This is a genomic window from Sulfitobacter sp. AS92 (assembly GCF_038900015.1).
Taxonomy (GTDB): Bacteria; Pseudomonadota; Alphaproteobacteria; order Rhodobacterales; family Rhodobacteraceae; genus Sulfitobacter.
Genome location: NZ_JBBMQL010000006.1, coordinates 33,982 through 56,683 on the forward strand (window position 1 = coordinate 33,982; position 22,702 = coordinate 56,683).

The following is a 22,702-nucleotide window of genomic DNA, read 5'->3' on the forward strand; positions in this document are numbered from 1 at the left end:
ACATGTTCGACATCACCTATGCAGGCGCGCTTCTGGCGGGGCTGCTCAGCTTCTTTACCCCCTGTATTCTGCCGATGGTGCCCTTTTACCTCAGCTATATGGCAGGGCTCAGCGTGACCGAATTGCGCGGCGATGGCGCGATTGCGCCGGGGGCGCAGCGGCGGCTGGTGCTGTCTTCGGTGCTATTCGCGCTTGGGGTGTCGACGATCTTCGTGCTGCTGGGCATGGGGGCTACGGCCTTGGGGCAGGTGTTTACCCAATACCTTGAGCCGCTTAGCTGGGTGGCGGCGGCGATCTTGTTGGTCTTTGGTCTGCATTTTCTGGGCGTCATCAAAGTGCCGCTGCTCTACCGCGAAGCGCGGTTGGAGGGGGGCGGCAAGCCCACGTCGATCTGGGGTGCCTATGTGATGGGACTGGCCTTTGGCTTTGGCTGGACGCCTTGCGTGGGCCCGGCGCTGGCGGCGATCTTGATGATTGCCTCGGGCATGGGCGATATTACGCGGGGAGGGCTGCTGTTGTTCGCCTATGGTGTCGGGATGACCGCGCCCTTCGTGGTGGCGGCACTCTTTGCCAAGCCGTTTCTCAACTGGGCCGCGCGGCATATGGCACTGGTGCAAAAGGTCGAAAAGGCGATGGGGGTCATGCTGATCCTCTTTGCCGTGTTGATCGTGACGGGCGGGGTGCAATTGATCGCGGATGCAATGATCCGTTGGTTCCCCAGCTTCACGACGCTAGGGTAGGCGCAACAGGGAGGACGCCAAGATGATTATCTCAAGGATAGGAGCTGCAGCCGCCGCAGTGCTGCTGGCATGGCCATTGGCCGCAGCGGAACTGGGCGACGACGGTCTGCACAAGACGTCGTGGATGCGCGACACCTTCAAAGACCTGCGTGAGGATTTGGAGGAGGCCAACGCCGAGGACAAGCGCCTGATGCTGATGTTTGAGCAGCGCGGCTGCGTCTATTGCACCAAGATGCACGAGGAGGTCTATCCGGCCTCTGAGATCAGCGAGTACATCGAAGAGAATTACTTTGTCGTGCAGTTGAACCTGCATGGGGACATCGAAGTCACCGATTTCGATGGTGAGACCCTCTCGGAAAAGCAGATGGCGCGGAAATGGGGGATGCTCTTTACCCCGACGCTGATGTTTCTGCCCCAAGAGGTGTCCGAAGATGCGACAGCACCGCAGGCGGCAGTGGCGGTGATGCCGGGTGCTTTCGGCAAGGGCACAACGCTGGACATGCTGACATGGGTCAACGAAGAACGCTACGCCCTTGAAGGCGTCGAGGATTTCCAGCGCTACCACGCGCGAATGATCCAAGAGCGCAACAACGGCAGCACGGATTAAGCCGTGAAAAACAGTGGCGCGGATGTAAAGCTATTCAAAAGTTTGAATTTGTTGTTGCGCCGCGCCGCATCCCTGCCTTAGGGTCAGGATAACCGGATCACACATCAACGTGATCGGCACTGGGAGGAAGTTTTCGATGATGAAATGGATTGTCGCCGCAGTTGTGTCCGGCGCACCTGTTCTGGCCGCCGCCGAACCTGTGACGCCGACTGATGTCAGCTTTGACGATTATGGGTCGGTTGAGGAATCGCTGACAGGAACGCCCGGCGATGCTGCCAATGGCGCTGCCATCGTCGGCAATAAGAAAGCGGGCAACTGCGTGGCCTGTCATCAGGTCAGCGCATTGAGCGATGTGCCCTTCCAAGGCGAGATTGGCCCGATGCTCGACGGGGCAGGCGACCGCTGGAATGAGGCAGAGCTGCGCGGCATCGTCGCCAACAGCAAGATGACCTTTGAAGGGTCGATGATGCCCTCCTACTACAAAACCAGCGGCTATGTGCGCCCCGGCGACGGCTTCACCGGCAAGGCCGGGTCTGAGCCGCTGCCGCCTCTGCTGGATGCCCAGCAAATCGAAGATGTCGTCGCCTTCTTGGCGACGCTGAAAGAGTAATTCAACACCGCTGCCGCCGATGGCGGTGCGCGGTTTGACAGATCATCGCGGTCAACGCACCGCGGAAATGAATGACGGCGCAGAGCGCCGCTGACGCATAAGGAGATGAGAGATGAACTTCTCAAGACGTGAAACTTTCGGCCTCGGCCTTGGTGCCGTAGCGCTGACCATGCTGCCTGTTGGAGCCTCTGCCGCCACGGTCGACGAACTGATCGCGGAATTCACTGGCGGTGCCGATATGGCCGACACCGGTGTGACCTTGACAGCACCTGAGATTGCCGAAAACGGCAACACCGTGCCAATCTCGGTCGAAGCACCCGGCGCATCCGCGATCATGGTGCTGGCCACCGGCAACCCGACACCGCCCGTGGGCACGTTCAACTTCGGCCCGCTGGCCGGTTCGCGCAGCGCATCGACCCGCATTCGTTTGGCCACGACCCAAGACGTCGTTGCCATCGCCAAGCTGGAAGACGGCACATTTGCCCGCGCCAGTGCAGAAATCAAAGTTACAATCGGCGGCTGCGGCGGTTAAGTCCGCGCGCCCCAAATACAGGAGTTCTAAAAAATGGCAGAAGGTGTAACCCCTCGCGTCAAAGTCCCCAAAAGCGCCGAGGCAGGTGAGGTCATCACGATCAAGACCTTGATCAGCCACCCGATGGAATCGGGCCAGCGCAAAGACGGCGACGGCAATGTCATCCCGCGTTCGATCATCAACCGCTTTACGGCTGAGTTTAACGGCGAAAGCGTGATCGACGTGAAGATGGAACCGGCAATGTCGACCAACCCCTATTTCGAATTTGACGCCACCGTGCCCGAGGCCGGCGACTTCAAATTCACATGGTACGATGATGACGGTTCGGTCTACGAAGAAGTCAAATCCATCGCGATCGGCTGATCCGGCGTCAGCCGACACCGCGCGTGGAACAGGGAGGAAAGACATGAAATTCAAGGCAATGACCGCTGTTGCGGCGCTTTTGGTGGCCGCCCCCATGTTGGGGATGGCCGATGAGGAGGCCGAGCTTGTCGTCAACGGCGAGATCGAGATGGTGACCAAAACCGACGCGCCTGCGCATCTTGAGGGGGCTTTGCCGGAAATCATGTCTGGCTGGCGCTTCCGCTCGGATGAGACACAGCAAACGCAGATGGACGATTTCGACAACCCCGGCATGATCTTTGTCGACCAAGCCCAGGCGGCTTGGGACACGGCAGAGGGCAGCGAGGGCAAATCTTGCGCGTCTTGTCACAATGACGTGGAATCGATGGAAGGTGTTCGCGCCGTCTATCCCAAATGGAACGAAGAGGCGGGCGAAGTTCGCACGCTGGCGATGCAGATCAACGACTGCCGCGAAAACCAGATGGGGGCCGAGCCCTATAAATACACTGGCAATGAGATGACCGCGATGGAGGCGCTGATCTCAGTCCAGTCGCGCGGCATGCCGGTGAATGTCGCCATCGACGGCCCAGCCCAAAGCACGTGGGAGCAGGGCAAAGAGATGTATTACACCCGCTACGGTCAGCTTGAGCTGAGCTGCGCCAATTGTCATGAAGACAACTACGGCAACATGATCCGGGCTGACCACCTGAGCCAAGGCCAGATCAACGGCTTTCCGGTGTATCGTCTGAAGAACACCAAGCTCAACGGCAGCCACGCGCGTTTTCAAGGTTGTATTCGCGACACCCGTGCAGAGACCTTCAAGCCCGGCAGCCCCGAGTTTGTGGCTCTTGAGCTTTACGTCGCCAGCCGCGGCAACGGCCTCTCGGTCGAAGCGCCATCGGTACGCAACTAATTTAACATCCGGGCATTTTGCCTGACCTGATCCCGCCCCTATAACAGGGGGCGGGGCCTTTCCCTGTTTTCAAGTGACGGAGCCATAACATGCTGTCTCGCCGTGATTTTCTGCAAATGTCCATGGCTGCGGCCTCCATCTATGGCGGCTCGGGCTTCGGCAACTGGGCGCGACTGGCCGCGCAGGACCGCTTTGATCAGGACGCGCTGCTGGAGTTTGAGAAATTTGGCAATGTCACCCTGATGCATGTGACCGACATCCACGCGCAGTTGAAACCGATCTATTTCCGCGAGCCATCGGTCAACATCGGCGTGGGCGATAATCGTGGCAAGGTGCCTCATATCACCGGTGAGGATTTCCGCATCCGTTACGGCATCGGCGGCGGCACGCCGCTGGATTACGCGCTGACCTATGATGATTTCGTCGCCCATGCGCAGGCTTACGGCAAAGTCGGCGGGCTGGACCGTGTGGCCACCGTGCTGAACGCCATCCGCGCCGATCGCCCCGATGCGCTGCTGCTGGACGGCGGTGATACGTGGCACGGCTCGATGACCTGTCTCAAGACCGAAGGTCAGGACATGGTCAACGTGATGAACGCGCTGAAGCCTGATGCGATGACCTTCCATTGGGAGTTCACGCTGGGGTCTGAGCGGGTGCAGGAGATCGTGCAGGGGTTGCCCTTCGCGGCCCTTGGCCAAAACATCTTTGACGCGGAGTGGGATGAGCCTGCCGAACTTTTTAAACCTTATGAATTCTTCGAGCGCGGCGGCGTGAAGATCGCCGTGATCGGTCAGGCCTTCCCCTATATGCCGATCGCCAACCCCGGTTGGATGTTCCCGGAATACTCCTTTGGCATCCGCGATGAACATATGCAGCAGATGGTGGATGAGGTCCGCGCTCAGGGCGCTGAACTCGTCGTTTGCCTGAGCCACAACGGCTTTGACGTCGACAAGAAGATGGCCGGGATCGTCAAAGGGATCGACGTGATCCTGTCGGGTCACACCCATGACGCGCTGCCCGAGCCGGTGCTGATCGGCGAGACCCATATCATCGCCTCTGGCTCAAACGGGAAATTCGTTTCCCGCGTCGATCTGGATGTGCGCGATGGCAAAATGATGGGGATCCGGCACAAGCTGATCCCGATCTTCTCGGATCTGATCACGCCCGATGCTGAGATCACCAAATTGATCGACGCACAGCGCGCGCCGTATCTGGATGATCTGACCCATGTGGTCGGCAAGTCCGACGCGCTGCTCTACCGTCGCGGCAACTTCAACGGTACATGGGACGACCTGATCTGCGACGCGCTGCTGAGTGAGCGCGACGCCGAGATCGCGCTCAGCCCCGGTGTCCGTTGGGGGCCGTCGATCCTGCCGGGCCAAGACATCACGCGCGAAGATATTTTTAACGTCACCTCCATGACCTATCCCAACGCGTACCGCACTGAAATGACAGGAGAATTCCTGAAAGTCGTGCTGGAAGACGTGGGCGATAACCTCTTCAACCCTGATCCATACTATCAGCAGGGCGGTGACATGGTGCGCGTCGGCGGCATGGGTTTCAAGATGGACATCGCCAAACCGCAGGGCGAGCGGATCAGCGACATGACCCTGCTCAGTTCGGGCGAGCCGATTGATCCATCGCGGAACTATGTGGTCGCGGGTTGGGCCTCGGTCAACGAGGGCACCGAAGGGCCGCCGATTTGGGATGTGGTGGAAAGCCATATCTCGAAACTGGGAACGGTTTCCGATGGTGCGCGCACACCGGTGGAAATCGTTCTGCCGGACTGAGAAAAAGCAGAATAGGGGTTCTCACGCGCAAACAAATTCAATAAAATGAATTTGAATATGTGAGGGCCACGACATGACTGACGACAACCACAATGGGCCATCGCGCCGTGCCTTTCTAACAGGGGCAGGGGCGGTGGCTGCAGGGACGCTGGCGGGACGCGCGGGCGCTGAAACAGACCCTGCGATTGCGATCAAACCTTGGATGCAGGAGCTGGGCGACGGCGTTGATGTTGCGCCCTATGGCATTCCATCGCCCTATGAGGCCGATGTAAAGCGCCGCACTGTGGAATGGCTGACCGCCGATCCGGTGAGCTCGATCAACTTCACCCCGATCCATGCGCTTGACGGGACCATCACCCCCAACGGTGTGTGTTTCGAGCGGCACCACTCTGGTGTGGCCAAGGTCGATCCGGCGGAACATCGGTTGATGATCAACGGCTTGGTTGATCGCGAGCTGGTCTTCACCATGGAAGACCTCATGCGCTTCCCGCGCGAAAACCACGTCTATTTCCTTGAATGTGCGGCGAATTCCGGGATGGAATGGCGCGGTTCGCAGTTGAACGGCGTGCAGTTCACCCACGGCATGATCCACAACGTCCAATACACCGGCATCCCGCTGCGCCTGCTGCTGGAAGAGGCTGGCATCAAGGCGCAAGGCAAATGGCTGCTAGCCGAGGGCGCCGATGCCGCCGCAATGAGCCGCTCGATTCCGATGGAAAAGGCGCTGGACGACTGTTTGATCGCCTTCAAAATGAACGGCGAAGCGCTGCGGCCTGAACAGGGCTATCCCGTGCGTCTGGTTGTGCCGGGTTGGGAAGGCAACATGTGGGTCAAATGGCTGCGGCGGCTCGAAGTCGGCGACCAGCCTTGGCACCACCGCGAAGAGACAAGCAAATACACCGACCTTCTGGCCGATGGCGTGGCACGGCGCTTTACTTGGGAGATGGACGCGAAATCGGTCATCACCAGTCCCAGCCCACAGGCGCCAATCACCCACGGCGCAGGGCCGACTGTTCTGACGGGTCTGGCTTGGTCGGGTCGCGGCACCATTCCGCGCGTGGATGTGACCCTTGATGGCGGCATCACATGGCACGAGGCGCGGATGGACGGGCCAAGCACGCCCAAGGCGCTGCACCGCTTTTACTATGATTTCGAATGGGACGGAAAACCGCTGCTGTTGCAAAGCCGTGCGCATGACAGCACCGGCTATGTCCAACCCACCAAAAATGCCCTGCGCGCGATCCGGGGCGAGAATTCGATCTACCACAACAATGGCATCCAGACTTGGGCTGTTGACGCTGACGGAAAGGCCGAAAATGTCGAGATTTCTTAAACTTGCGCTGCTGGCCAGCACCATGGCCAGCCCCCTTGCTGCCGAGCCTCTGGGCCTTGGTCGATCTGCCACGCCCGAAGAGGTCTCTGTTTGGGATATCGACGTGCGGCCCGACGGTTTGGGCCTGCCCGAGGGCAGCGGCGATGTGATGACGGGTGACGGCATCTACACCGAAAAATGCTCGGCCTGTCATGGTGTCTTTGGCGAAGGTACGGGCCGCTGGCCGGTGCTGGCAGGCGGGCAGGGCAGCCTATCCAACGCTCGACCCGTGAAGACGATCGGGAGCTATTGGCCTTACCTTTCAACGGTCTACGATTACATCAACCGCGCAATGCCCTTTGGCGATGCGCAGTCGCTGACCGATGATGAGGTCTATGCGATTACGGCCTATCTGCTCTATCTCAACGACGAGGTGGATGATGATTTTGTGCTCTCGTCAGACAACTTTAACGAGGCGCGTTTGCCAAACGAAGAGGCCTTCAAGCCCGACGATCGTGAGGAGGTAGAGTTTGCCGCCTTTAAGGGCGAGCCGTGTATGACCGACTGTAAGCCATCGGTCGAAATCACCATGCGCGCCGCCGTTTTGGACGTAACGCCCGAGGAAACCGCCGCCAAGGAAGCCGCCGCGAAGGCCGAAGCAGAGACCCCAGCACCCGCGACTGAAGAGGCGGCGTCTGAGGCGACGACACCCGAAGCGGCACCCGCCCCTGAGACAGCCCCGACAGAAGCGCCTGTTGAAGTCGCCGAAGCGCCCGCAGCTGATCCCGCCCTCATCAAAGCGGGGGAGAAGGCGTTTCGCAAATGTAAATCCTGCCACCAGATCGGCGCCAAGGCCAAAAATCGCGTCGGCCCCGTGTTGAACGGTATCGTCGACGGGCCGGCGGGCGCGGTCGAAGGGTTCCGCTATTCCAAAGCGATGGAAGCGGCAGCCGATGGTGGTCTGGTCTGGACGCACGATGCATTGACCAACTTTCTAAGCGACCCCAAAGGCTACATGAAGGGCACAAAAATGTCCTTCCCTGGCGTGCGCAAAGAAGAAGACATCGAAGCGCTGATCGCCTACCTGCGTGACGCATCGGAGTGATTGAGGCGATTAGAGAAAACTGACGTGCCTGCCCCCCTTGAACCCCCATACCGGGGGGACTAATCTCTGGGTAACAGTTTTGCGGGTATGGTCCCGCGAACACGAACTGAGGCAGGCACGCATGAACGACCCGATCAATACATACATGAACACGCTTGTCCCGATGGTGGTTGAACAGACCAGCCGGGGCGAGCGGTCCTACGATATCTTCTCGCGTCTGCTGAAAGAGCGGATCATTTTCGTCAACGGCCCGATCCACAGCGGGATGAGCCATCTGGTCGTCGCGCAGCTGCTGCACCTTGAAGCGGAGAACCCGACCAAAGAAATCAGCATGTACATCAACTCGCCCGGTGGCGAGGTGACGGCGGGTCTGTCGATCTATGACACGATGCAATACATCAAACCCAAGGTCTCGACCCTCATTTGCGGCATGGCGGCCTCGATGGGGTCGGTCATCGCGATCGGCGGCGAAAAGGGCATGCGTTTCGCGCTGCCCAATGCCGAAGTGATGATCCACCAGCCGTCCGGCGGCTCGCAGGGCATGGCCGAAGACATCCTAATCTCGGCCCGACATATTGAGCGGACCCGTGAGCGGATGTACCAGCTTTATGTCAAACACTCCGGCCAGCCGCTGGATGTCGTGCAAAAGGCGCTCGACCGTGACCTCTGGATGACACCCGAGGAAGCCAAAGAGTGGGGCCATTTGGACGAGATCGTCGAGAGCCGCGGCAAGGCGGAAGACGCCGCAGCCACCGCCAAGGGCAAGAAAGACAAGTAATAGAAGGAGCCCGGTGCTGCATATTTTGCGATTGTAGCGCCGGGATCACTGGCCTAAGCTTGAGGCCAAATATCGCAGCCCCAAGTTCGGGGCGGACATACACGACAGACCTGAAAGGTTTGAGATGGCGAATAATTCCGGCAACGACAGCAAAAACACGCTCTACTGTAGCTTCTGCGGCAAGAGCCAGCACGAGGTGCGCAAGCTGATTGCGGGGCCGACCGTGTTCATCTGTGACGAATGCGTCGAGCTGTGCATGGATATCATCCGAGAAGAGACCAAAGCCTCGGGCCTCAAGGCGACCGACGGCGTGCCAACACCCCGCGACATCTGCGGCGTGCTGGACGATTACGTGATCGGTCAGGCGATGGCCAAGCGCGTGCTCTCGGTGGCGGTCCACAACCACTACAAACGGCTTAACCACGCCCAAAAGGGCGGCGATATCGAACTGGCGAAATCCAACATCCTGCTGATCGGCCCCACCGGCTGCGGCAAGACGCTGCTTGCGCAAACGCTGGCGCGTATTCTGGATGTGCCCTTCACCATGGCCGATGCGACCACGCTGACCGAAGCCGGTTACGTGGGTGAGGATGTGGAGAACATCATCCTCAAGCTGCTGCAATCGTCCGAGTATAACGTTGAGCGTGCGCAGCGCGGGATCGTCTATATCGACGAGGTCGACAAGATTACGCGCAAGTCCGAAAACCCCAGCATCACCCGTGATGTGAGCGGTGAAGGCGTGCAGCAGGCGCTCTTGAAGCTGATGGAAGGCACCGTGGCTTCCGTCCCGCCGCAGGGTGGGCGCAAGCATCCGCAGCAGGAATTTCTGCAAGTGGACACGACCAATATCCTCTTCATCTGTGGCGGTGCTTTTGCGGGTCTCGACAAGATCATCGCGGCGCGGGGCAAAGGCTCGGCCATGGGCTTTGGCGCTGACGTGCGTGACAACGACGCGCGCGGCATCGGTGAGATTTTCACTGACCTTGAGCCGGAAGACCTGCTGAAGTTCGGTCTGATCCCGGAATTCGTCGGCCGTCTGCCGGTTCTGGCAACGCTCGAAGATTTGGACGAAGATGCGCTGGTCACCATTCTGACAGAGCCGAAGAACGCCTTGGTGAAACAGTACCAGCGTCTGTTCGAGTTGGAAGACACGCAGCTGACCTTCACCGACGACGCGCTGACCGCGATCGCCAAACGCGCGATTGAGCGGAAAACTGGCGCGCGGGGCCTACGCTCCATCCTCGAAGACATCCTGCTCGACACGATGTTCGAACTGCCGGGGCTGGACACGGTGACGGAGGTTGTCGTCAACGAAGAGGCTGTGATGTCGGAGGCGAAGCCCCTGATGATCCACGCCGACAGCGAAAGCAAAGAACCGGCAAGCGCGGGCTAAGACCCGACGCGAGTTAGAAAGATAGGGGGCGGGCCAATAGGTCCGCCCTTTTGCATGAAAGGAACGGTCATGAAGCGGATTTCATCGGGCGGTGCCTATGAGGAAAAGATCGGTTACAGCCGCGCAGTGGTCGCGGGCGGCATGGTCTATGTCTCGGGCTGCGTGGGCGAAGGGGCTGATGTGACAGCACAATGCGCAGCGGCACTGGCGACGATTGGGCGGGCGCTGGCGGAGGCGGGCAGTGATTTCGAACATGTGGTTCGTGTCACCTACATGCTGCCCGACGCGGCTGAGTTCGAGGGCTGTTGGCCGCCGCTGCGCGAGGTCTTTGGCGCGCATCCCCCTGCGGCAACGATGATCGAATGTGGGCTGATTGATCCCAAGTATCGCATTGAAATCGAAGTCACCGCGATGCTGCGCGAGGATGCTGGGGGCTAGCCTTTCTCTGGCGCGATTTCAAATTGATCGCCGAGCCGTGCGTGAACATCGGCAGGACTTAGATTTGCCCATCGTGGTCCGCTGCCATCAATAAAACCCGTTGCTTGCAGGCTGTCTTGCAAGGCGGGCATGTCGAGTTCTCCCATCCAGAGCCGGGACTTGGCCTTCCCGAGAGGTTTCCATGAGCGGGTGAGATGGCACAGGGTGACAGCAGTGATCCCCGCGAAACTTTGCAAATGCTGCTCTAACCCACGCGTGGCGGAGGATGGGCGTCGCACAACAATGGCAACTTGCTGCTCGGGGCGGGCGACCATGGCCAGCAGGTGCAAGGCCGAGCCTTCGGCGGCAATGATCTGTTTCGCGGCCTTGTAGACCTCAATCTGTGCGCGAAGCCCGTGTTTTTCGGGGTGGAATATGGTGTATCCTTGGGCGGCAAGCTGCGTTTCCAGTGCCTCTTCGCCCAACAGTTTGCCATGCCCGGCGGACAGTTTGCTTCTGCTGATATAGAGCTTTTCCGGCCCCTTGGACGCGATATCCTTTGCGAACCGACGGGCGATTGTCGCGCGGTAAGGCGCGGTGCCTGTGATGAGACTTCCCAGCCCAAAACCTTGGCCCGGCACAATCAACCGCTCCACCTGCACAGGCGCGTCGATACAAATCAGCGGCTTGTCACAGCCCAAAAGATCGAGAAACTCTCGATGGTATCCCGATACCTGTCCGCCATGGCGGGCGCGTTTTGGAGCAAAAAGGATGCCGTCGATTTCGTCGTCAAGATGGTCCAACGCCCAAAGGCGCGAGGTGCTTTCAACCAAGAAATGCCCGAAGTGCAACCACAGGACGCCCCCCCAAAGCCAGTTGCCCTCAAGTTTGGCGACCGGGCCTTTTGGCATCTGCGGCGGTGTGGTCAGCGCGCGCCCGTTGCGCCAGAGTGCGGCCTGCGGGCAGGGGCGGCCATCGCCCTGCAACACACCGCCCGGCTGGACAAGGCCGTCACTCTCGGGAAGCTGAACAAGCGCATTGTCTAAAGTCGTAATCTCTGTCGACCAGCCACCATCGGGCATGGGCGGGCGTTCTGCCGGATCAAACGTACAGGTCCAGACCAGCCGGGTGCTATAATCGGGCCATTTGCGAAAACCGGCACGTTCTAGGATCCTCTTACATTCGCGCATGCCTTCGCGGCCATAGGCCTCGGGGTGAAACTCAATCACCACTGCGCGCAAACCATCGAGCGACGCATGACGTAAGAATTCTAACTCGCCCCCCTCGATATCTATCAACAGAACATCGGGTCTGAAGGTACGGCGAACCTCCGAATAGCTGGTGGTTGGCACGCCTACTTCGGTCGTCTCGCGGGTGTCACTGTTGATCAGCGACGAGCCAAGAAAAGAGTTGCGCAGGTGGAAAGGCAGCTGCTCTGGCCGATCTGAGGCGCTGATAACCAACTGATTTCGAACGGTTATCTTGTCTTTTAATCCGTTCAAATCGTATAGCGCGCGGATATGGGGGATCAAGCTTGGGTTCGCCTCGAATGACAGCACCGCTTCGGGCTCGGCTTTGTGTGCCGCGATTGCGCCCACCAGCCCCAGCCCCGCGCCCATTTCCAGTACCCTGTCACCGGGGCGGATCACGGCCAGGGCACCGGCGATCTCTTGCCCCTCATAGCGGCCCGCGTTGATCCGCTGAATGCGCCTGTCGTTCAAGAAAGGCGACTGCGGCACCCGAACGCCGTGGCACTCTGCCGCCACTGACGGGGTCTTATTCGCCTCGATCATCACTGCCCTCGTTTGTTTTCCAAACCTTAGCCACAGGCCGCGCACAGGCCAAGCACCTTTGCGGCGAGGCTGGACGCCAATGCCTCCATGGTGCATATAACGAACAACAGGAACGGAGACCTCGATGGGCATTCTCAATTCACTTCTGCGAAGCGTCACATGGTGGAACGGCCAGACGTTGAACACCCAGCTTTTCACTTGGCGCAAGGGCAGCAAGGTGGGCGAAGACGCGCAGGGCAATATCTATTACCGCAACGCCGATGACAGCAAACGCTGGGTCATCTTCAACGGTGAGGCCGAAGCGAGCCGCGTCAGCCCCGATTGGCACGGTTGGCTGCACCGCACATGGGACGAGCCGCCGACCGACAAGCCGCTGATCCACAAACCGTGGGAAAAGGCGCATGTCGAGAATCGCACCGGCACCGCGATGGCCTATGCGCCCGCAGGGTCGCTGCGCCGGGCTGAGCCGCTTGAGCGCAAAGACTATGAGGCCTGGCAGCCTGAATGATCGGACGGCCGCGCCTGTCGTGCGGCCCCAAATTTCACGCAATCCGGGTGGGTTCATGAGAAAGTTTCTGATCGCCGCGCTTCTGCTGGCAGCGCCACTTCATGCACAAGAGGGCCCTCAGGTCGCCAGTGCTACGGGCGGCGTCTTGCGGGCGTTGGATAAGATTTCCGGCGATACGATTGATCTAGAGATCATCAAAGGTGACAGCCAGTCGCTTGGGAATTTACAGATCACTATGGTTGATTGCCGCTATCCGGTGGGTGATCCGGCGGCCAATGCCTACGCAGCGCTTGAAATTACCGAGAGCGGCGATTCCGGGACGCTGTTCTCTGGCTGGATGATCGCCGCTGCCCCGGCGCTGCACGCGCTTGAGCACTTTCGCTATGACATCTGGGTCCTGCGCTGTAGTACATCGTGAAAACTGTCTAAGGCCGGTGCGCTGAACGCAGCGCGCCCGCGTTTGGCCACATCAAGCTGCGCATGATAATCGGCGCGGCTGATCTCTTGCGCTCCGAGGGAGGCGAGGTGATCGGTCAGGAATTGCGTATCAAACAGGATAAAGTTTGCACGGCGGAGGCGGTCCACCAAGGCCGCCAGCGCCATTTTTGAGGCGTTGGTCCGGCGCGAGAACATGCTTTCACCAAAGAACGCGCGGCCTAGCGTGACGCCGTAGACGCCGCCAACCAGTGCCTCTTCGTCCCAAACTTCAAGCGAATGGGCATGGCCTGCGCGGTGCAGCGCGCCGTATAGGGCGGCGATTTCTTCGTTGATCCACGTGTCTTCACGATCTGCACAGGCGGCGACGACACCATCGAAATCACGGTTGATCGTATGGTGAAACGAACTGTGCCGCATGGTGCGGGCCAATGAGCGTGAGATGTGAAAGCCGTTGAGCGGCATCACCCCACGCCGCCGCGGATCGACCCAGAAAATCTCTGGGTCGTCGCGGTGTTCGGCCATGGGGAAAATCCCGATGGAATAGCCGTGCAGCAGTATCTCGGGCGTAAGCTCCGACATCAGGCGTCAGGCGTTGCCGAGGTTGGTTTCCAGCCAATGCTCAAGCCAGTGGATGTTATAGCCGCCCGACTGGACGTCTTCCTCGGCCAAAAGCGCGTGGAACAGCGGCACAGTTGTGTCGACACCGTCCACGATCAGCTCACCCAAGGCACGACCTAGACGCGCCAGCGCCTCGGGGCGGTCACGACCATGCACGATCAGCTTGCCAATCAGGCTGTCGTAATAGGGCGGGATCGAATAGCCGTCGTAAAGCGCGCTGTCCATCCGAACCCCAAGGCCGCCCGGCGCGTGATACTGCGTGATCCGGCCCGGGCAGGGCGCGAAGTTCGGCAGTTTCTCGGCGTTGATGCGAACCTCAATGGCGTGGCCGTTGATGGTTAGATCGTCTTGGGTGAAGGACATCGGCAGCCCTCCGGCCACGCGGATCTGTTCACGCACCAGATCGACGCCAAAGATCGCTTCGGTCACCGGGTGTTCCACCTGAAGACGGGTGTTCATCTCGATGAAATAGAACTCGCCGTTCTCGTAGAGGAACTCAATCGTGCCCGCGCCGATGTAGTTGATGTTGGCCACGGCATCCGCACAGACCTTACCGATCCGCGCGCGCTCTTCTTCAGTGATTGAAGGGCCAGGAGCCTCTTCGAAAACCTTCTGGTGGCGGCGCTGCAGCGAGCAGTCGCGTTCACCCAGATGCACGGCGTTGCCTTTGCCATCGCCAAAGACCTGAATCTCGATGTGGCGCGGGGTGGTCAGGTATTTCTCGATATAGACTTCGTCATTGCCGAAGTTCGATTTGCCCTCGGCCCGCGCGGTCTGGAAGGCGCGTTCCATGTCTTTGGCAGTTTGGGCGACTTTCATGCCCTTGCCGCCGCCGCCTGCCGTGGCCTTGATGATCACCGGATAGCCGATCTCCTCACCCAAACGCTTGGCTTCTTCGAGCGAGGCCACACCACCTTCAGAGCCGGGCACACAAGGCACGCCGAGCTTCTTCATTGTGTCTTTGGCGGTGATCTTATCACCCATAACACGGATATGCTCGGCGGTCGGGCCGATGAAGGTCAGACCGTGGTCTTCGATCACCTGCACAAAGCCTGCATTTTCCGACAGGAAGCCATAACCGGGGTGAATCGCTTCGGCGCCGGTGATTTCACAGGCGGCGATGATCGCAGGGATCGACAGGTAGGATTGCTGGCTGGACGGCGGGCCGATGCAGACGGATTCGTCGGCCATGCGCACATGCATCGCGTCACTGTCAGCGGTGGAGTGCACCGCGACCGTCTTGATGCCCATTTCGCGGGCCGCGCGGATGACGCGCAGGGCGATCTCTCCACGGTTGGCGACTAGGATTTTGCTGAACATGATCTGCCCTTATTCCAAGATCACCAGCGGGGCGCCGAATTCAACGGCATCGCCGTCGCCGACAAGGATGCGTTTGACGGTGCCAGCGCGGGGGGCGGGAATGTGGTTCATCGTCTTCATGGCTTCGACGATCAGCAGCGTGTCGCCTTCGGAGACCGAAGCACCGACCGAGATGAAGGCAGGCGCGCCGGGCTCACCTTGGAGATATACCGTGCCGACCATCGGCGAAGTTACCGCGCCGGGATGATCCGCTGGATCGGAATCGGCAGCCGCTGGGGCGCTCGCAGTCGCGCCGGCCGGGGCCGCCGCGGGGGCTGCGGCAGGGGCGGCCTGATACTGCTGCTGCGGGGCGGCCATGATCTGCTGGGGCGGCTTGCGGCTTACGCGCACGTTCAGGCTGTCGTCCTCGGCGTAGTCGCGTTTTACCTGAAGCTCGGTCAGGTCGTTTTCGTTCAGCAGCTCGGCGAGGGCCTTGATGAAGGCCACGTCACTGTCATGGGTGTTTTTTGTCATTGGATCCTCGAAGATTTCGACAGGCCGACAGCCCGTCGCTGCGCGATTGATTGTGCTCGCTTATAGGGCATGGGCAAAGCCATGAAAAGCCAACTGTTGTCTAGGGGGTAGGATCGGTTTTTTGACGCGCAGATGCGGCCCGGCGGGAGATAAAGCGGTATCAGCTTGGAACCGCGCCGGGCTGTGGTGGCGAAGTGTTCAGATCGCGAGGTATTCCGCGCGCAATTCTGCGTTATCAAGGACTTCTGCAGCCGTGCCGTCAAAAACGATGCCGCCGGTATCGAGGATCACCGCACGGTCGGCCAATTTCAGCGCGCGCACGGCGTTTTGCTCGACCAGAATGGTGGTAATGCCTTGAGACTTAATCAGCGCCAGTGTTTTCTCGATCTCATCGACGATCACAGGGGCCAGCCCTTCGTAGGGTTCATCCAAAAGCAGCACCTTGATGTCCCGCGCCAAGGCCCGCGCAATTGCCAGCATCTGTTGTTCGCCGCCCGAAAGGGTGGTGCCCTCTTGGTTCTTACGCTCGCCCAAGCGGGGGAAGAGGTCATAAAGCCGGTCTAGCGACCAGCCGATGGGCGGGGCGATTTGGGCGAGCTTCAGATTCTCTTCGACCGTGAGCCCCGCGATGATGCGCCGATCTTCTGGCACCAGCGCCAGCCCCGCCGCCGATGCCTGATGGCTGGCCATGTTGTGCAGTGGTTGATGGTCGAGCCAAATCTCGCCGCGTTTCAACTCTGGGTCACTGATCCGCGCAATGGCGCGCAGGGTCGAGGTCTTGCCCGCGCCATTGCGGCCCAGCAGGGCGAGGATTTCGCCTTCATGGACGTTAAAGCTCACCCCCTGCACAATATAGCTCTCGCCGTAATAGGCGTGAATGTCCCAGACCGAGAGGAAGGCCGGGGCGGTTTGGGCGTGGTTGGCGTTTTTGTTTAGCGTGTCGGTGCTCATCGGGGTGTCCTTGGGGTTCGGCAACAGGATAGATCAGGCGGCGTCTTGGCTCTCGCCCAGATAGGCTTCGCGCACCTTGGGATGGCCTTTGATCCGGTCTGGCGTGTCTTCGACCAGCGGCGTGCCTTGGGCCAGCACGGTGATGCGTTCGGCGAGCGAAAAGACCACATGCATGTCATGTTCAATGATGGCGATGGTGATGTCGCGCTCGTCCTTGATCTGTTTCAGCAGGTCGATGGTGTTGTTGGTATCGGCCCGCGCCATCCCGGCGGTGGGTTCATCCAGCAGCAGCAAACGTGGGTCTTGGGCGAGGCACATGGCGATCTCAAGCCGCCGTTTATCGCCGCGTGACATAGAGGCCGCATGCATGTGGCGTTTGTCGATCATGTTCATGTCGCGCAGCATCTCTTCGGCCTTGTCGATCATGTCGCGCTGGCCCACGACGCGGGACCAGCCGTTGAGCTGGAATGCCCCGTCGCGTTTGGCAAGGCAGGGGATCAGCATGTTCTCCATCACCGTAAGATCACCAAAGATTTCAGGTGTTTGGAAGACGCGGGAGATGCCCATCTGATTGATCTCATAGGGCTTGCGCCCCAGCACTGATTGCCCGTCGAACATGACCGATCCGGTATCCGGGATCAGCTTTCCCACCAGACAGTTGAGCAGGGTGGATTTGCCCGCCCCGTTGGGGCCGATGATCGCATGGACGGAGTTCTCCGCCACGCTCAGGTTTACATCGCTCAGCGCCTGCAACCCGCCAAAGCGCTTGCCGACATTTTTGACTTCGAGAATGGCCATCTGTCTCTCCTATTCAGCAGCTTCGTTGCGTTGTTGGGCGGCATCGGCCTCGACCGAGCCCGCGTTTTTGTCCTTGCGACGGAAGACGCGGCCCAGACGTTGCCCGCCTTCGACCAGCCCACCGGGAAGGAAGATGACGACCAGCATGAATAAGAGGCCCAGCGTGAGGTGCCAGCCTTTGCCAACGAAAGGGTGAATGATCGCGACCATCGCGTTTTCGAGCCCGTCGGGCATGAAGGCAAACCAGCCGTGCAGCACGTTGTCGTTGATCTTGGCAAAGATGTTTTCAAAGTACTTGATGAACCCCGCGCCCAACACCGGCCCGATTAGGGTGCCTGCGCCGCCGAGGATCGTCATTAGAACAACCTCGCCTGAAGCGGTCCACTGCATCCGCTCGGCCCCCGCCAGCGGGTCCATCGCGGCCAGCAGGCCACCGGCCAGGCCAGCATACATGCCAGAGATCACAAAAGCCGCCAGCGTGTAGGGCCGAGTGTTCAGGCCCGTGTAGTTCATCCGCTGCTGGTTCGACTTCACCGCACGCAGCATCATGCCGAAGGGCGAGCGGAAGATGCGGATCGCCAGATAGAAGGCGAGGATCAGGAAGATCGCGCAGAAGTAGTAGCCAACGGAAAAGGTAAAAGTCCAACCGCCGAAGAACAGCGTCGTCGAAGAGTTCATCGCCGCACCAAAGAGATTGGGGAAGGCGGGAGCATCTGCGGCTTGAAGGTACTGCGGGTCAGAAGTGTAGATCTGCAAACCCGTCTCACCATTGGTGATGGGTGTCAGCACTGAATAGGCAAGGTTAAACGACATCTGCGCAAAGGCCAGCGTCAGGATCGAGAAGTAGATGCCCGAGCGCCGCAGGCTGATAAAGCCAATGAGCGCCGAAAACAGCCCCGCCATGATCACGGCCAGCACCAAGGCGGGCACGACGTTGTAGCTCAGTAGTTTGAACATCCAGACGGCAGAGTAAGAACCGACCCCCAGAAAGGCCGCATGACCAAAGGAGAGGTAGCCAGTCAACCCGAAGAGTATGTTGAACCCGATAGCAAAGATGCCGAAGATCACAAAACGCTGCATCAGATCGGGATAGCCCGCGTTGAATTGCGCCATTGCCGAGTTTGCGGGGAAGGGGTTGAGGATGAAGGGGGCGAAGAGCGTGAGAACGATTACGACCCCCAAGAGAAGCGTATCGCGTTTTTCCAGTCCGAACATGGCTTATTCCTCCATCACGCCGCGGCGACCCATCAAACCACGCGGGCGGACCAGCAGGATCACGATGGCAACGACGTAGATGATGATCTGGTCGATACCGTAGATGATGTTCTTGATTTCATTCATGGAGGCGAGGCTTTCGAGGATGCCCAAAAGGAACCCCGCCAGCACCGCGCCGGGCAGGGAGCCCATGCCGCCAACCACGACGACAACGAAGCTCAGCACCAGAAAGTCCATGCCCATGTGATAATTCGGTGAGTTAATCGGCGCATACATCACGCCCGCAAGCCCCGCCACGGCAGCAGCGATGCCGAACATGATGGTAAAGCGGCGGTCGATGTCGATGCCCAGAAGGCCCACGGTCTCACGGTCCGCCATACCGGCGCGCACGACCATCCCGAAGGTGGTGAATTGCAAGAAGGCAAAGACCGCAGCGATGATGACTGTGGAGAAGCCGAAATAGACCAGACGCCAGTAGGGGTAGGCCAGCGAGGTGTCCAAGCCGAAGAGCGGCGCAAAGTCAAAGCTGCCTTTGAAGACTTCAGGCGCAGGCGTGGGGATCGGGTTGGCGCCGTAGAAATACTTGACCACTTCCTGCAGCACGATGGCGAGGCCGAAGGTCACAAGGATCTGATCTGCATGGGGGCGTTTATAGAAGTGCTTGATTAGCCCGCGTTCCATGATGAAGCCGATCAGCAGCATCACCGGGATCGCAAAGAGGATCGCCAGCGGCACCGACCAATCGATTATGGCCTGTCCCGTCTCCGTGCCAAACCAATTCTCGACATAGGGGGTTTTGACCTTGAGCGGGTTGCCCAGAAAATCCTTCTGGGTCTCGCTGACCGTCTCAACACTCAACGTGAGCAGGCGTTGCAGCGTGACCGAGCAGAACGCCCCGATCATAAACAGCGCCCCATGGGCGAAGTTGACCACGCCAAGCGTACCAAAGATCAATGTGAGCCCAAGCGCAATCAGCGCATAGGCCGAGCCCTTGTCGAGCCCGTTGAGTATTTGCAGAAGAACAGCGTCCATGGACCCCACCTGTTAGGGATGCGTTCACATGAGGGCGGGCCTCATGTGGTGAAAGGGGCGCGCCAGGTCGGCGCGCCCGCGAGGCTTAGGAGATCAAGCGCCCGGGTTGCACTCGCCCAGCTCACCACCGGCGAACATCGGGTGGTCGGGGGCATATTCGACCTGCGCACGTGGCGTGACTTCGACGATTTCCAGCGTATCAAACTCGTTGGTCGGGTTTTCCTTACCCTTCATTACCAACACGTCTTTGAAACACTGGTGGTCGTCGCCGCGATACAGCACCGGACCATTGCCCAGACCGTCGAACTCAAAGTCTTCGAGCGCTTCGACGACACCGCAGGGGTTGAAGGTGCCCGCACGTTCGACCGCATCCGCATAGAGCAGCGTCTGCACATAGCAGGTGTGCGCGGAGTTGGAGGGCGGACGGCCGTACTTCTCGCCAAAGGATTTCACGAAGGCTTTGGAGCCTTCATCCTGCAGCTGCCAGTTCCAGTTCATCGAACCGATAACGCCTTGCACGTTGGCACCGGCACCGGCGGCCATGAGCTCGGAATAAAGCGGCACGACGATCTCGAACTTCTTGCCGTTCACTTCCTTGTCCAGCAGGCCGAACTGCACCGCGTTGGTCAGCGAGTTCACCATGTTCCCGCCGTAGTGGTTCAGCACCAGCACGTCAGCACCGGAGTTCAGAACCGGCGCGATGTAGGAGCTAAAGTCGGTCGAGGCGAGCGGCGTCAGCACGTTGTTGACGGTTTCCCAGCCCATCGCCTCGGTCGCGGCGGCGATGGATTCCTGCTGGGTCCAACCCCATGTGTAATCCGCCGTCAGGTGGTAGGCGCGGCGGTCTTCGCCATAGGCGTTTTTAAGCACCGGGGCGAGGGCGGCGGCAGACATGTAACCGTTAAAGAAGTGGCGGAAACCGTTGGCTTTCTTGTCTTTCCCGGTCGTGTCGTTGGAGTGGGTCAGACCGGCCATGAAGATCACGCCCGCCTCTTGGCACAGACCTTGAACAGCCACAGCCACGCCCGAAGACGAGCCGCCGTTGATCATGATCGCGCCGTCTTTCTCGATCATCGCCTTGGCGGATGCGCGGGCGGCGTCGGATTTTGTCTGGGTATCGCCGGTGACATATTCGACCTTCTTGCCCAGAATGCCGTTCCCTTTCAGCGCCTTGGAGCTGAAGGTGCTCATCATGCCGCCGTCGCCCTCGCCATTGAGGTGCTCGACCGCAAGTTCCTGTGCACGCAGCTCGTCCAGACCCTCTTCGGCATAGGGGCCGGTTTGTGGCACGTTGAAGCCCAGCGTGACGGTGCTGCCCGTGGGGGCGTTGGTAAAGCCTGAGTGCGTTTCGGCGCGCAGATAGGTCGGCAGCGCCAACCCTGCACCAGCAACCGCGCCGGTCTGAATCAGCCCGCGGCGTGTCAGTTTCGTAAACGACATGAAGTCCTCCCATGTTTTTATGAGCCGTGGCAGCGGAACCTCCCCCCGATGCCACGACGCGCAAGAATGCAAAGAAACTATGGCGCGGAAACTGAAAACCGATCAATAACATGCTTGATCAAAACGATATTTTTGTAAATATATTCGCAATAGTCCTGCGAGGTTTGTAAATAACATGATGTTGCGCTGCAGAAAGGCCTTGAAACAACGGGCGAAAAACCGCCTAAGGTCGCCTCATGCGTGAGGGGCTGACTGGCAGCCGCATTCGTGAGCGGCGGGTGATGGCGGGGCTAAAGCAAGCCGAACTGGCCCAGCAGATCGGTATCTCGGCCAGTTATCTCAATCTGATCGAGCACAATCGCCGCAGAATCGGCGGTAAGTTGTTGCTTAACATCGCGCAGGCGCTGGCGGTGGAACCGCAGGCGCTGACCGAAGGGGCCGAAGCTGCGCTGATTGCTGCGCTGCGAGAGGCTGCGGAGGATGCAGGGCTGGCGGGACCAGAAAGCGACCGCGCCGATGAATTTGCCGGGCGTTTCCCCGGCTGGGCCAAGGTGCTCGCTTCGAGCCAGCGGCGCATCGATGGTCTAGAGCAGACGGTTGAGGCGCTTTCTGACCGGCTGGCCCATGACCCGCAGCTTGCTACCTCTATGCATGAGCTACTCAGCACCGCTGCGGCGATCCGCTCGACCGCTGCGATTCTGGCAGAGACGGACAGTCTGCAGCCCGAGTGGCGCGATCGCTTTCACGCCAACATCCACGAAGACAGCCGCCGTTTGTCTGACAGCGCGCAGGCACTTGTGACTTATTTCGACAGTGCCGCCGAGACCCGTGAGGTGGTCCATTCTCCGCAGGCGGAGGTTGAGGCGTTTCTTACCGCGCAGGAGTATCGCTTTGATCCGCTTGAGCAAGCCCGCGCGCCAGAGGATGCCATCGCTGGGCTGGTGTCCGGGGCGGAAACGCTGAAAACCAAAGCCGCGCAGCATATCGCCGCGGGCGTGCTGCGACAAATCGCGCGGGATGCGGCTGCTTTGTCGCTGGATCGGTTGGAAAGAGCAGTCGCAGAGCGGGGCCATGACCCGGCTGAACTGGCGCGGGCGCTTGACCAGCCCATGGGCCGGGTGCTGCGGCGCTTGGCGTCTCTGCCCGATTTGGGCGCGGGTCTGGTGGTCTGTGATCGGTCGGGCAGCGTGACCTTTGCCAAGTCGATTGATGGTTTCACCGTGCCGCGCTTTGGCGCTTGCTGCCCGCTTTGGCCTCTCTTTGCGGTGTTGGGCCAGCCGGGGCTGGTGATGAAATCCCGTGTGATGCAGATGGGGCGCGGGCAGGCGGAGTTCGAAGCGATTGCGACTTGCGAGGTCCAAGCCGCCGCCGCCTATAACACGCCGCCCTTGAGCCAGTCGGTGATGCTGCTGATGCCGGTTCCGTCGGGCGCGGCACCGGCTGAACCTGTGGGGGCGACCTGCCGGATCTGTCCCGTTGAACATTGCCGCGCTCGGCGTGAACCGTCGATCCTGCGCGACGGGATCTGACAAACCCG

24 protein-coding genes are annotated in these 22,702 nt (G+C 59.9%); 15 read left to right on the plus strand and 9 right to left on the minus strand.

Going from position 1 to position 22,702, the window contains the following annotated elements; all coding sequences use genetic code 11:
• Positions 1 to 2: 2 nt before the first annotated feature.
• From WNY61_RS12095 to WNY61_RS12150, 12 genes are all read left to right on the plus strand, one after another.
• Positions 3 to 740: a cytochrome c biogenesis protein CcdA gene (locus WNY61_RS12095; RefSeq protein ID WP_342851687.1), complete on the plus strand. Its 738-nt coding sequence runs from the start codon at positions 3 to 5 to the stop codon at positions 738 to 740.
• Between the two features lie 22 nt (positions 741 to 762).
• Positions 763 to 1,347 carry a thioredoxin family protein gene (locus WNY61_RS12100; RefSeq protein ID WP_342851688.1) on the plus strand — a complete coding sequence of 195 codons (585 nt, stop codon included), beginning with the start codon at positions 763 to 765 and terminating at the stop codon, positions 1,345 to 1,347.
• A 139-nt stretch (positions 1,348 to 1,486) separates the two neighbouring features.
• On the plus strand, positions 1,487 to 1,957 hold the full coding sequence (gene soxX, locus WNY61_RS12105; protein ID WP_342851842.1) for a sulfur oxidation c-type cytochrome SoxX: 471 nt from the start codon (positions 1,487 to 1,489) through the stop codon (positions 1,955 to 1,957).
• Positions 1,958 to 2,069: 112 nt separating this feature from the next.
• Positions 2,070 to 2,489 carry a thiosulfate oxidation carrier protein SoxY gene (gene soxY / locus WNY61_RS12110; protein WP_007120008.1) on the plus strand — a complete coding sequence of 140 codons (420 nt, stop codon included), beginning with the start codon at positions 2,070 to 2,072 and terminating at the stop codon, positions 2,487 to 2,489.
• Positions 2,490 to 2,522: 33 nt separating this feature from the next.
• Positions 2,523 to 2,852, plus strand: coding sequence for a thiosulfate oxidation carrier complex protein SoxZ (gene soxZ / locus WNY61_RS12115; protein WP_342851689.1), 330 nt, complete (start codon positions 2,523 to 2,525; stop codon positions 2,850 to 2,852).
• Positions 2,853 to 2,895: 43 nt separating this feature from the next.
• Complete coding sequence (soxA, locus tag WNY61_RS12120; RefSeq protein WP_342851690.1) at positions 2,896 to 3,744, plus strand: sulfur oxidation c-type cytochrome SoxA; 849 nt, start codon at positions 2,896 to 2,898, stop codon at positions 3,742 to 3,744.
• 89 nt (positions 3,745 to 3,833) lie between these two features.
• On the plus strand, positions 3,834 to 5,534 hold the full coding sequence (gene soxB, locus WNY61_RS12125) for a thiosulfohydrolase SoxB (RefSeq protein WP_342851691.1): 1,701 nt from the start codon (positions 3,834 to 3,836) through the stop codon (positions 5,532 to 5,534).
• A 73-nt stretch (positions 5,535 to 5,607) separates the two neighbouring features.
• Complete coding sequence (gene soxC / locus WNY61_RS12130; RefSeq protein ID WP_342851692.1) at positions 5,608 to 6,867, plus strand: sulfite dehydrogenase; 1,260 nt, start codon at positions 5,608 to 5,610, stop codon at positions 6,865 to 6,867.
• Positions 6,851 to 7,951: a c-type cytochrome gene (locus WNY61_RS12135; protein WP_342851693.1), complete on the plus strand. Its 1,101-nt coding sequence runs from the start codon at positions 6,851 to 6,853 to the stop codon at positions 7,949 to 7,951. The genes soxC and WNY61_RS12135 overlap by 17 nt, the downstream gene beginning before the upstream one ends.
• 121 nt (positions 7,952 to 8,072) lie before the next feature.
• Positions 8,073 to 8,729, plus strand: coding sequence for an ATP-dependent Clp protease proteolytic subunit (locus WNY61_RS12140; protein ID WP_007120002.1), 657 nt, complete (start codon positions 8,073 to 8,075; stop codon positions 8,727 to 8,729).
• Between the two features lie 124 nt (positions 8,730 to 8,853).
• Positions 8,854 to 10,122 carry an ATP-dependent Clp protease ATP-binding subunit ClpX gene (gene clpX / locus WNY61_RS12145; RefSeq protein WP_007120001.1) on the plus strand — a complete coding sequence of 423 codons (1,269 nt, stop codon included), beginning with the start codon at positions 8,854 to 8,856 and terminating at the stop codon, positions 10,120 to 10,122.
• A gap of 69 nt (positions 10,123 to 10,191) precedes the next feature.
• A complete protein-coding gene (locus WNY61_RS12150; RefSeq protein ID WP_342851694.1) occupies positions 10,192 to 10,560 on the plus strand; it encodes a RidA family protein in 369 nt (122 codons plus the stop codon).
• Here WNY61_RS12150 and WNY61_RS12155 read toward each other — a convergent pair.
• Positions 10,557 to 12,332: an FkbM family methyltransferase gene (locus WNY61_RS12155; RefSeq protein ID WP_342851695.1), complete on the minus strand. Its 1,776-nt coding sequence runs from the start codon at positions 12,330 to 12,332 to the stop codon at positions 10,557 to 10,559. The genes WNY61_RS12150 and WNY61_RS12155 overlap by 4 nt on opposite strands.
• A gap of 124 nt (positions 12,333 to 12,456) precedes the next feature.
• Between WNY61_RS12155 and WNY61_RS12160 the strand changes: the two genes are divergently transcribed.
• Together WNY61_RS12160 and WNY61_RS12165 are read left to right on the plus strand one after the other, a co-directional pair.
• Entirely contained in the window at positions 12,457 to 12,840 is a 384-nt protein-coding gene (locus WNY61_RS12160) for an NADH:ubiquinone oxidoreductase subunit NDUFA12 (RefSeq protein WP_007119998.1), read from the plus strand.
• A gap of 55 nt (positions 12,841 to 12,895) precedes the next feature.
• Positions 12,896 to 13,258, plus strand: coding sequence for a DUF2155 domain-containing protein (locus WNY61_RS12165; RefSeq protein ID WP_342851696.1), 363 nt, complete (start codon positions 12,896 to 12,898; stop codon positions 13,256 to 13,258).
• Here the strand turns inward: WNY61_RS12165 and aat are convergent.
• The 8 genes from aat to WNY61_RS12205 form a co-directional block, all read right to left on the minus strand.
• Positions 13,222 to 13,857, minus strand: a complete 636-nt coding sequence (aat, locus tag WNY61_RS12170) for a leucyl/phenylalanyl-tRNA--protein transferase (protein ID WP_342851697.1) — start codon at positions 13,855 to 13,857, stop codon at positions 13,222 to 13,224. The two genes, WNY61_RS12165 and aat, sit on opposite strands and share 37 nt — an antisense overlap.
• 6 nt (positions 13,858 to 13,863) lie before the next feature.
• The gene (gene accC, locus WNY61_RS12175) at positions 13,864 to 15,216 is read right to left on the minus strand and encodes an acetyl-CoA carboxylase biotin carboxylase subunit (RefSeq protein ID WP_342851698.1); all 1,353 of its coding nucleotides are present in this window, start codon (positions 15,214 to 15,216) and stop codon (positions 13,864 to 13,866) included.
• A gap of 9 nt (positions 15,217 to 15,225) precedes the next feature.
• Complete coding sequence (gene accB, locus WNY61_RS12180) at positions 15,226 to 15,729, minus strand: acetyl-CoA carboxylase biotin carboxyl carrier protein (protein WP_007119994.1); 504 nt, start codon at positions 15,727 to 15,729, stop codon at positions 15,226 to 15,228.
• Positions 15,730 to 15,927: 198 nt separating this feature from the next.
• On the minus strand, positions 15,928 to 16,680 hold the full coding sequence (locus WNY61_RS12185) for an ABC transporter ATP-binding protein (RefSeq protein WP_342851699.1): 753 nt from the start codon (positions 16,678 to 16,680) through the stop codon (positions 15,928 to 15,930).
• A 33-nt stretch (positions 16,681 to 16,713) separates the two neighbouring features.
• Entirely contained in the window at positions 16,714 to 17,478 is a 765-nt protein-coding gene (locus tag WNY61_RS12190) for an ABC transporter ATP-binding protein (RefSeq protein WP_007119992.1), read from the minus strand.
• A 9-nt stretch (positions 17,479 to 17,487) separates the two neighbouring features.
• Positions 17,488 to 18,693 (minus strand): branched-chain amino acid ABC transporter permease, encoded by a 1,206-nt coding sequence (locus WNY61_RS12195; RefSeq protein ID WP_342851700.1) that lies wholly within the window; start codon positions 18,691 to 18,693, stop codon positions 17,488 to 17,490.
• Between the two features lie 3 nt (positions 18,694 to 18,696).
• Positions 18,697 to 19,725: a branched-chain amino acid ABC transporter permease gene (locus WNY61_RS12200; RefSeq protein ID WP_342851701.1), complete on the minus strand. Its 1,029-nt coding sequence runs from the start codon at positions 19,723 to 19,725 to the stop codon at positions 18,697 to 18,699.
• Between the two features lie 93 nt (positions 19,726 to 19,818).
• Positions 19,819 to 21,165, minus strand: coding sequence for a substrate-binding protein (locus WNY61_RS12205; protein WP_342851702.1), 1,347 nt, complete (start codon positions 21,163 to 21,165; stop codon positions 19,819 to 19,821).
• A 236-nt stretch (positions 21,166 to 21,401) separates the two neighbouring features.
• Here WNY61_RS12205 and WNY61_RS12210 point away from each other — a divergent pair, with 236 nt between their 5' ends.
• Positions 21,402 to 22,694, plus strand: a complete 1,293-nt coding sequence (locus tag WNY61_RS12210) for a helix-turn-helix domain-containing protein (RefSeq protein ID WP_342851703.1) — start codon at positions 21,402 to 21,404, stop codon at positions 22,692 to 22,694.
• Positions 22,695 to 22,702: the final 8 nt, after the last annotated feature.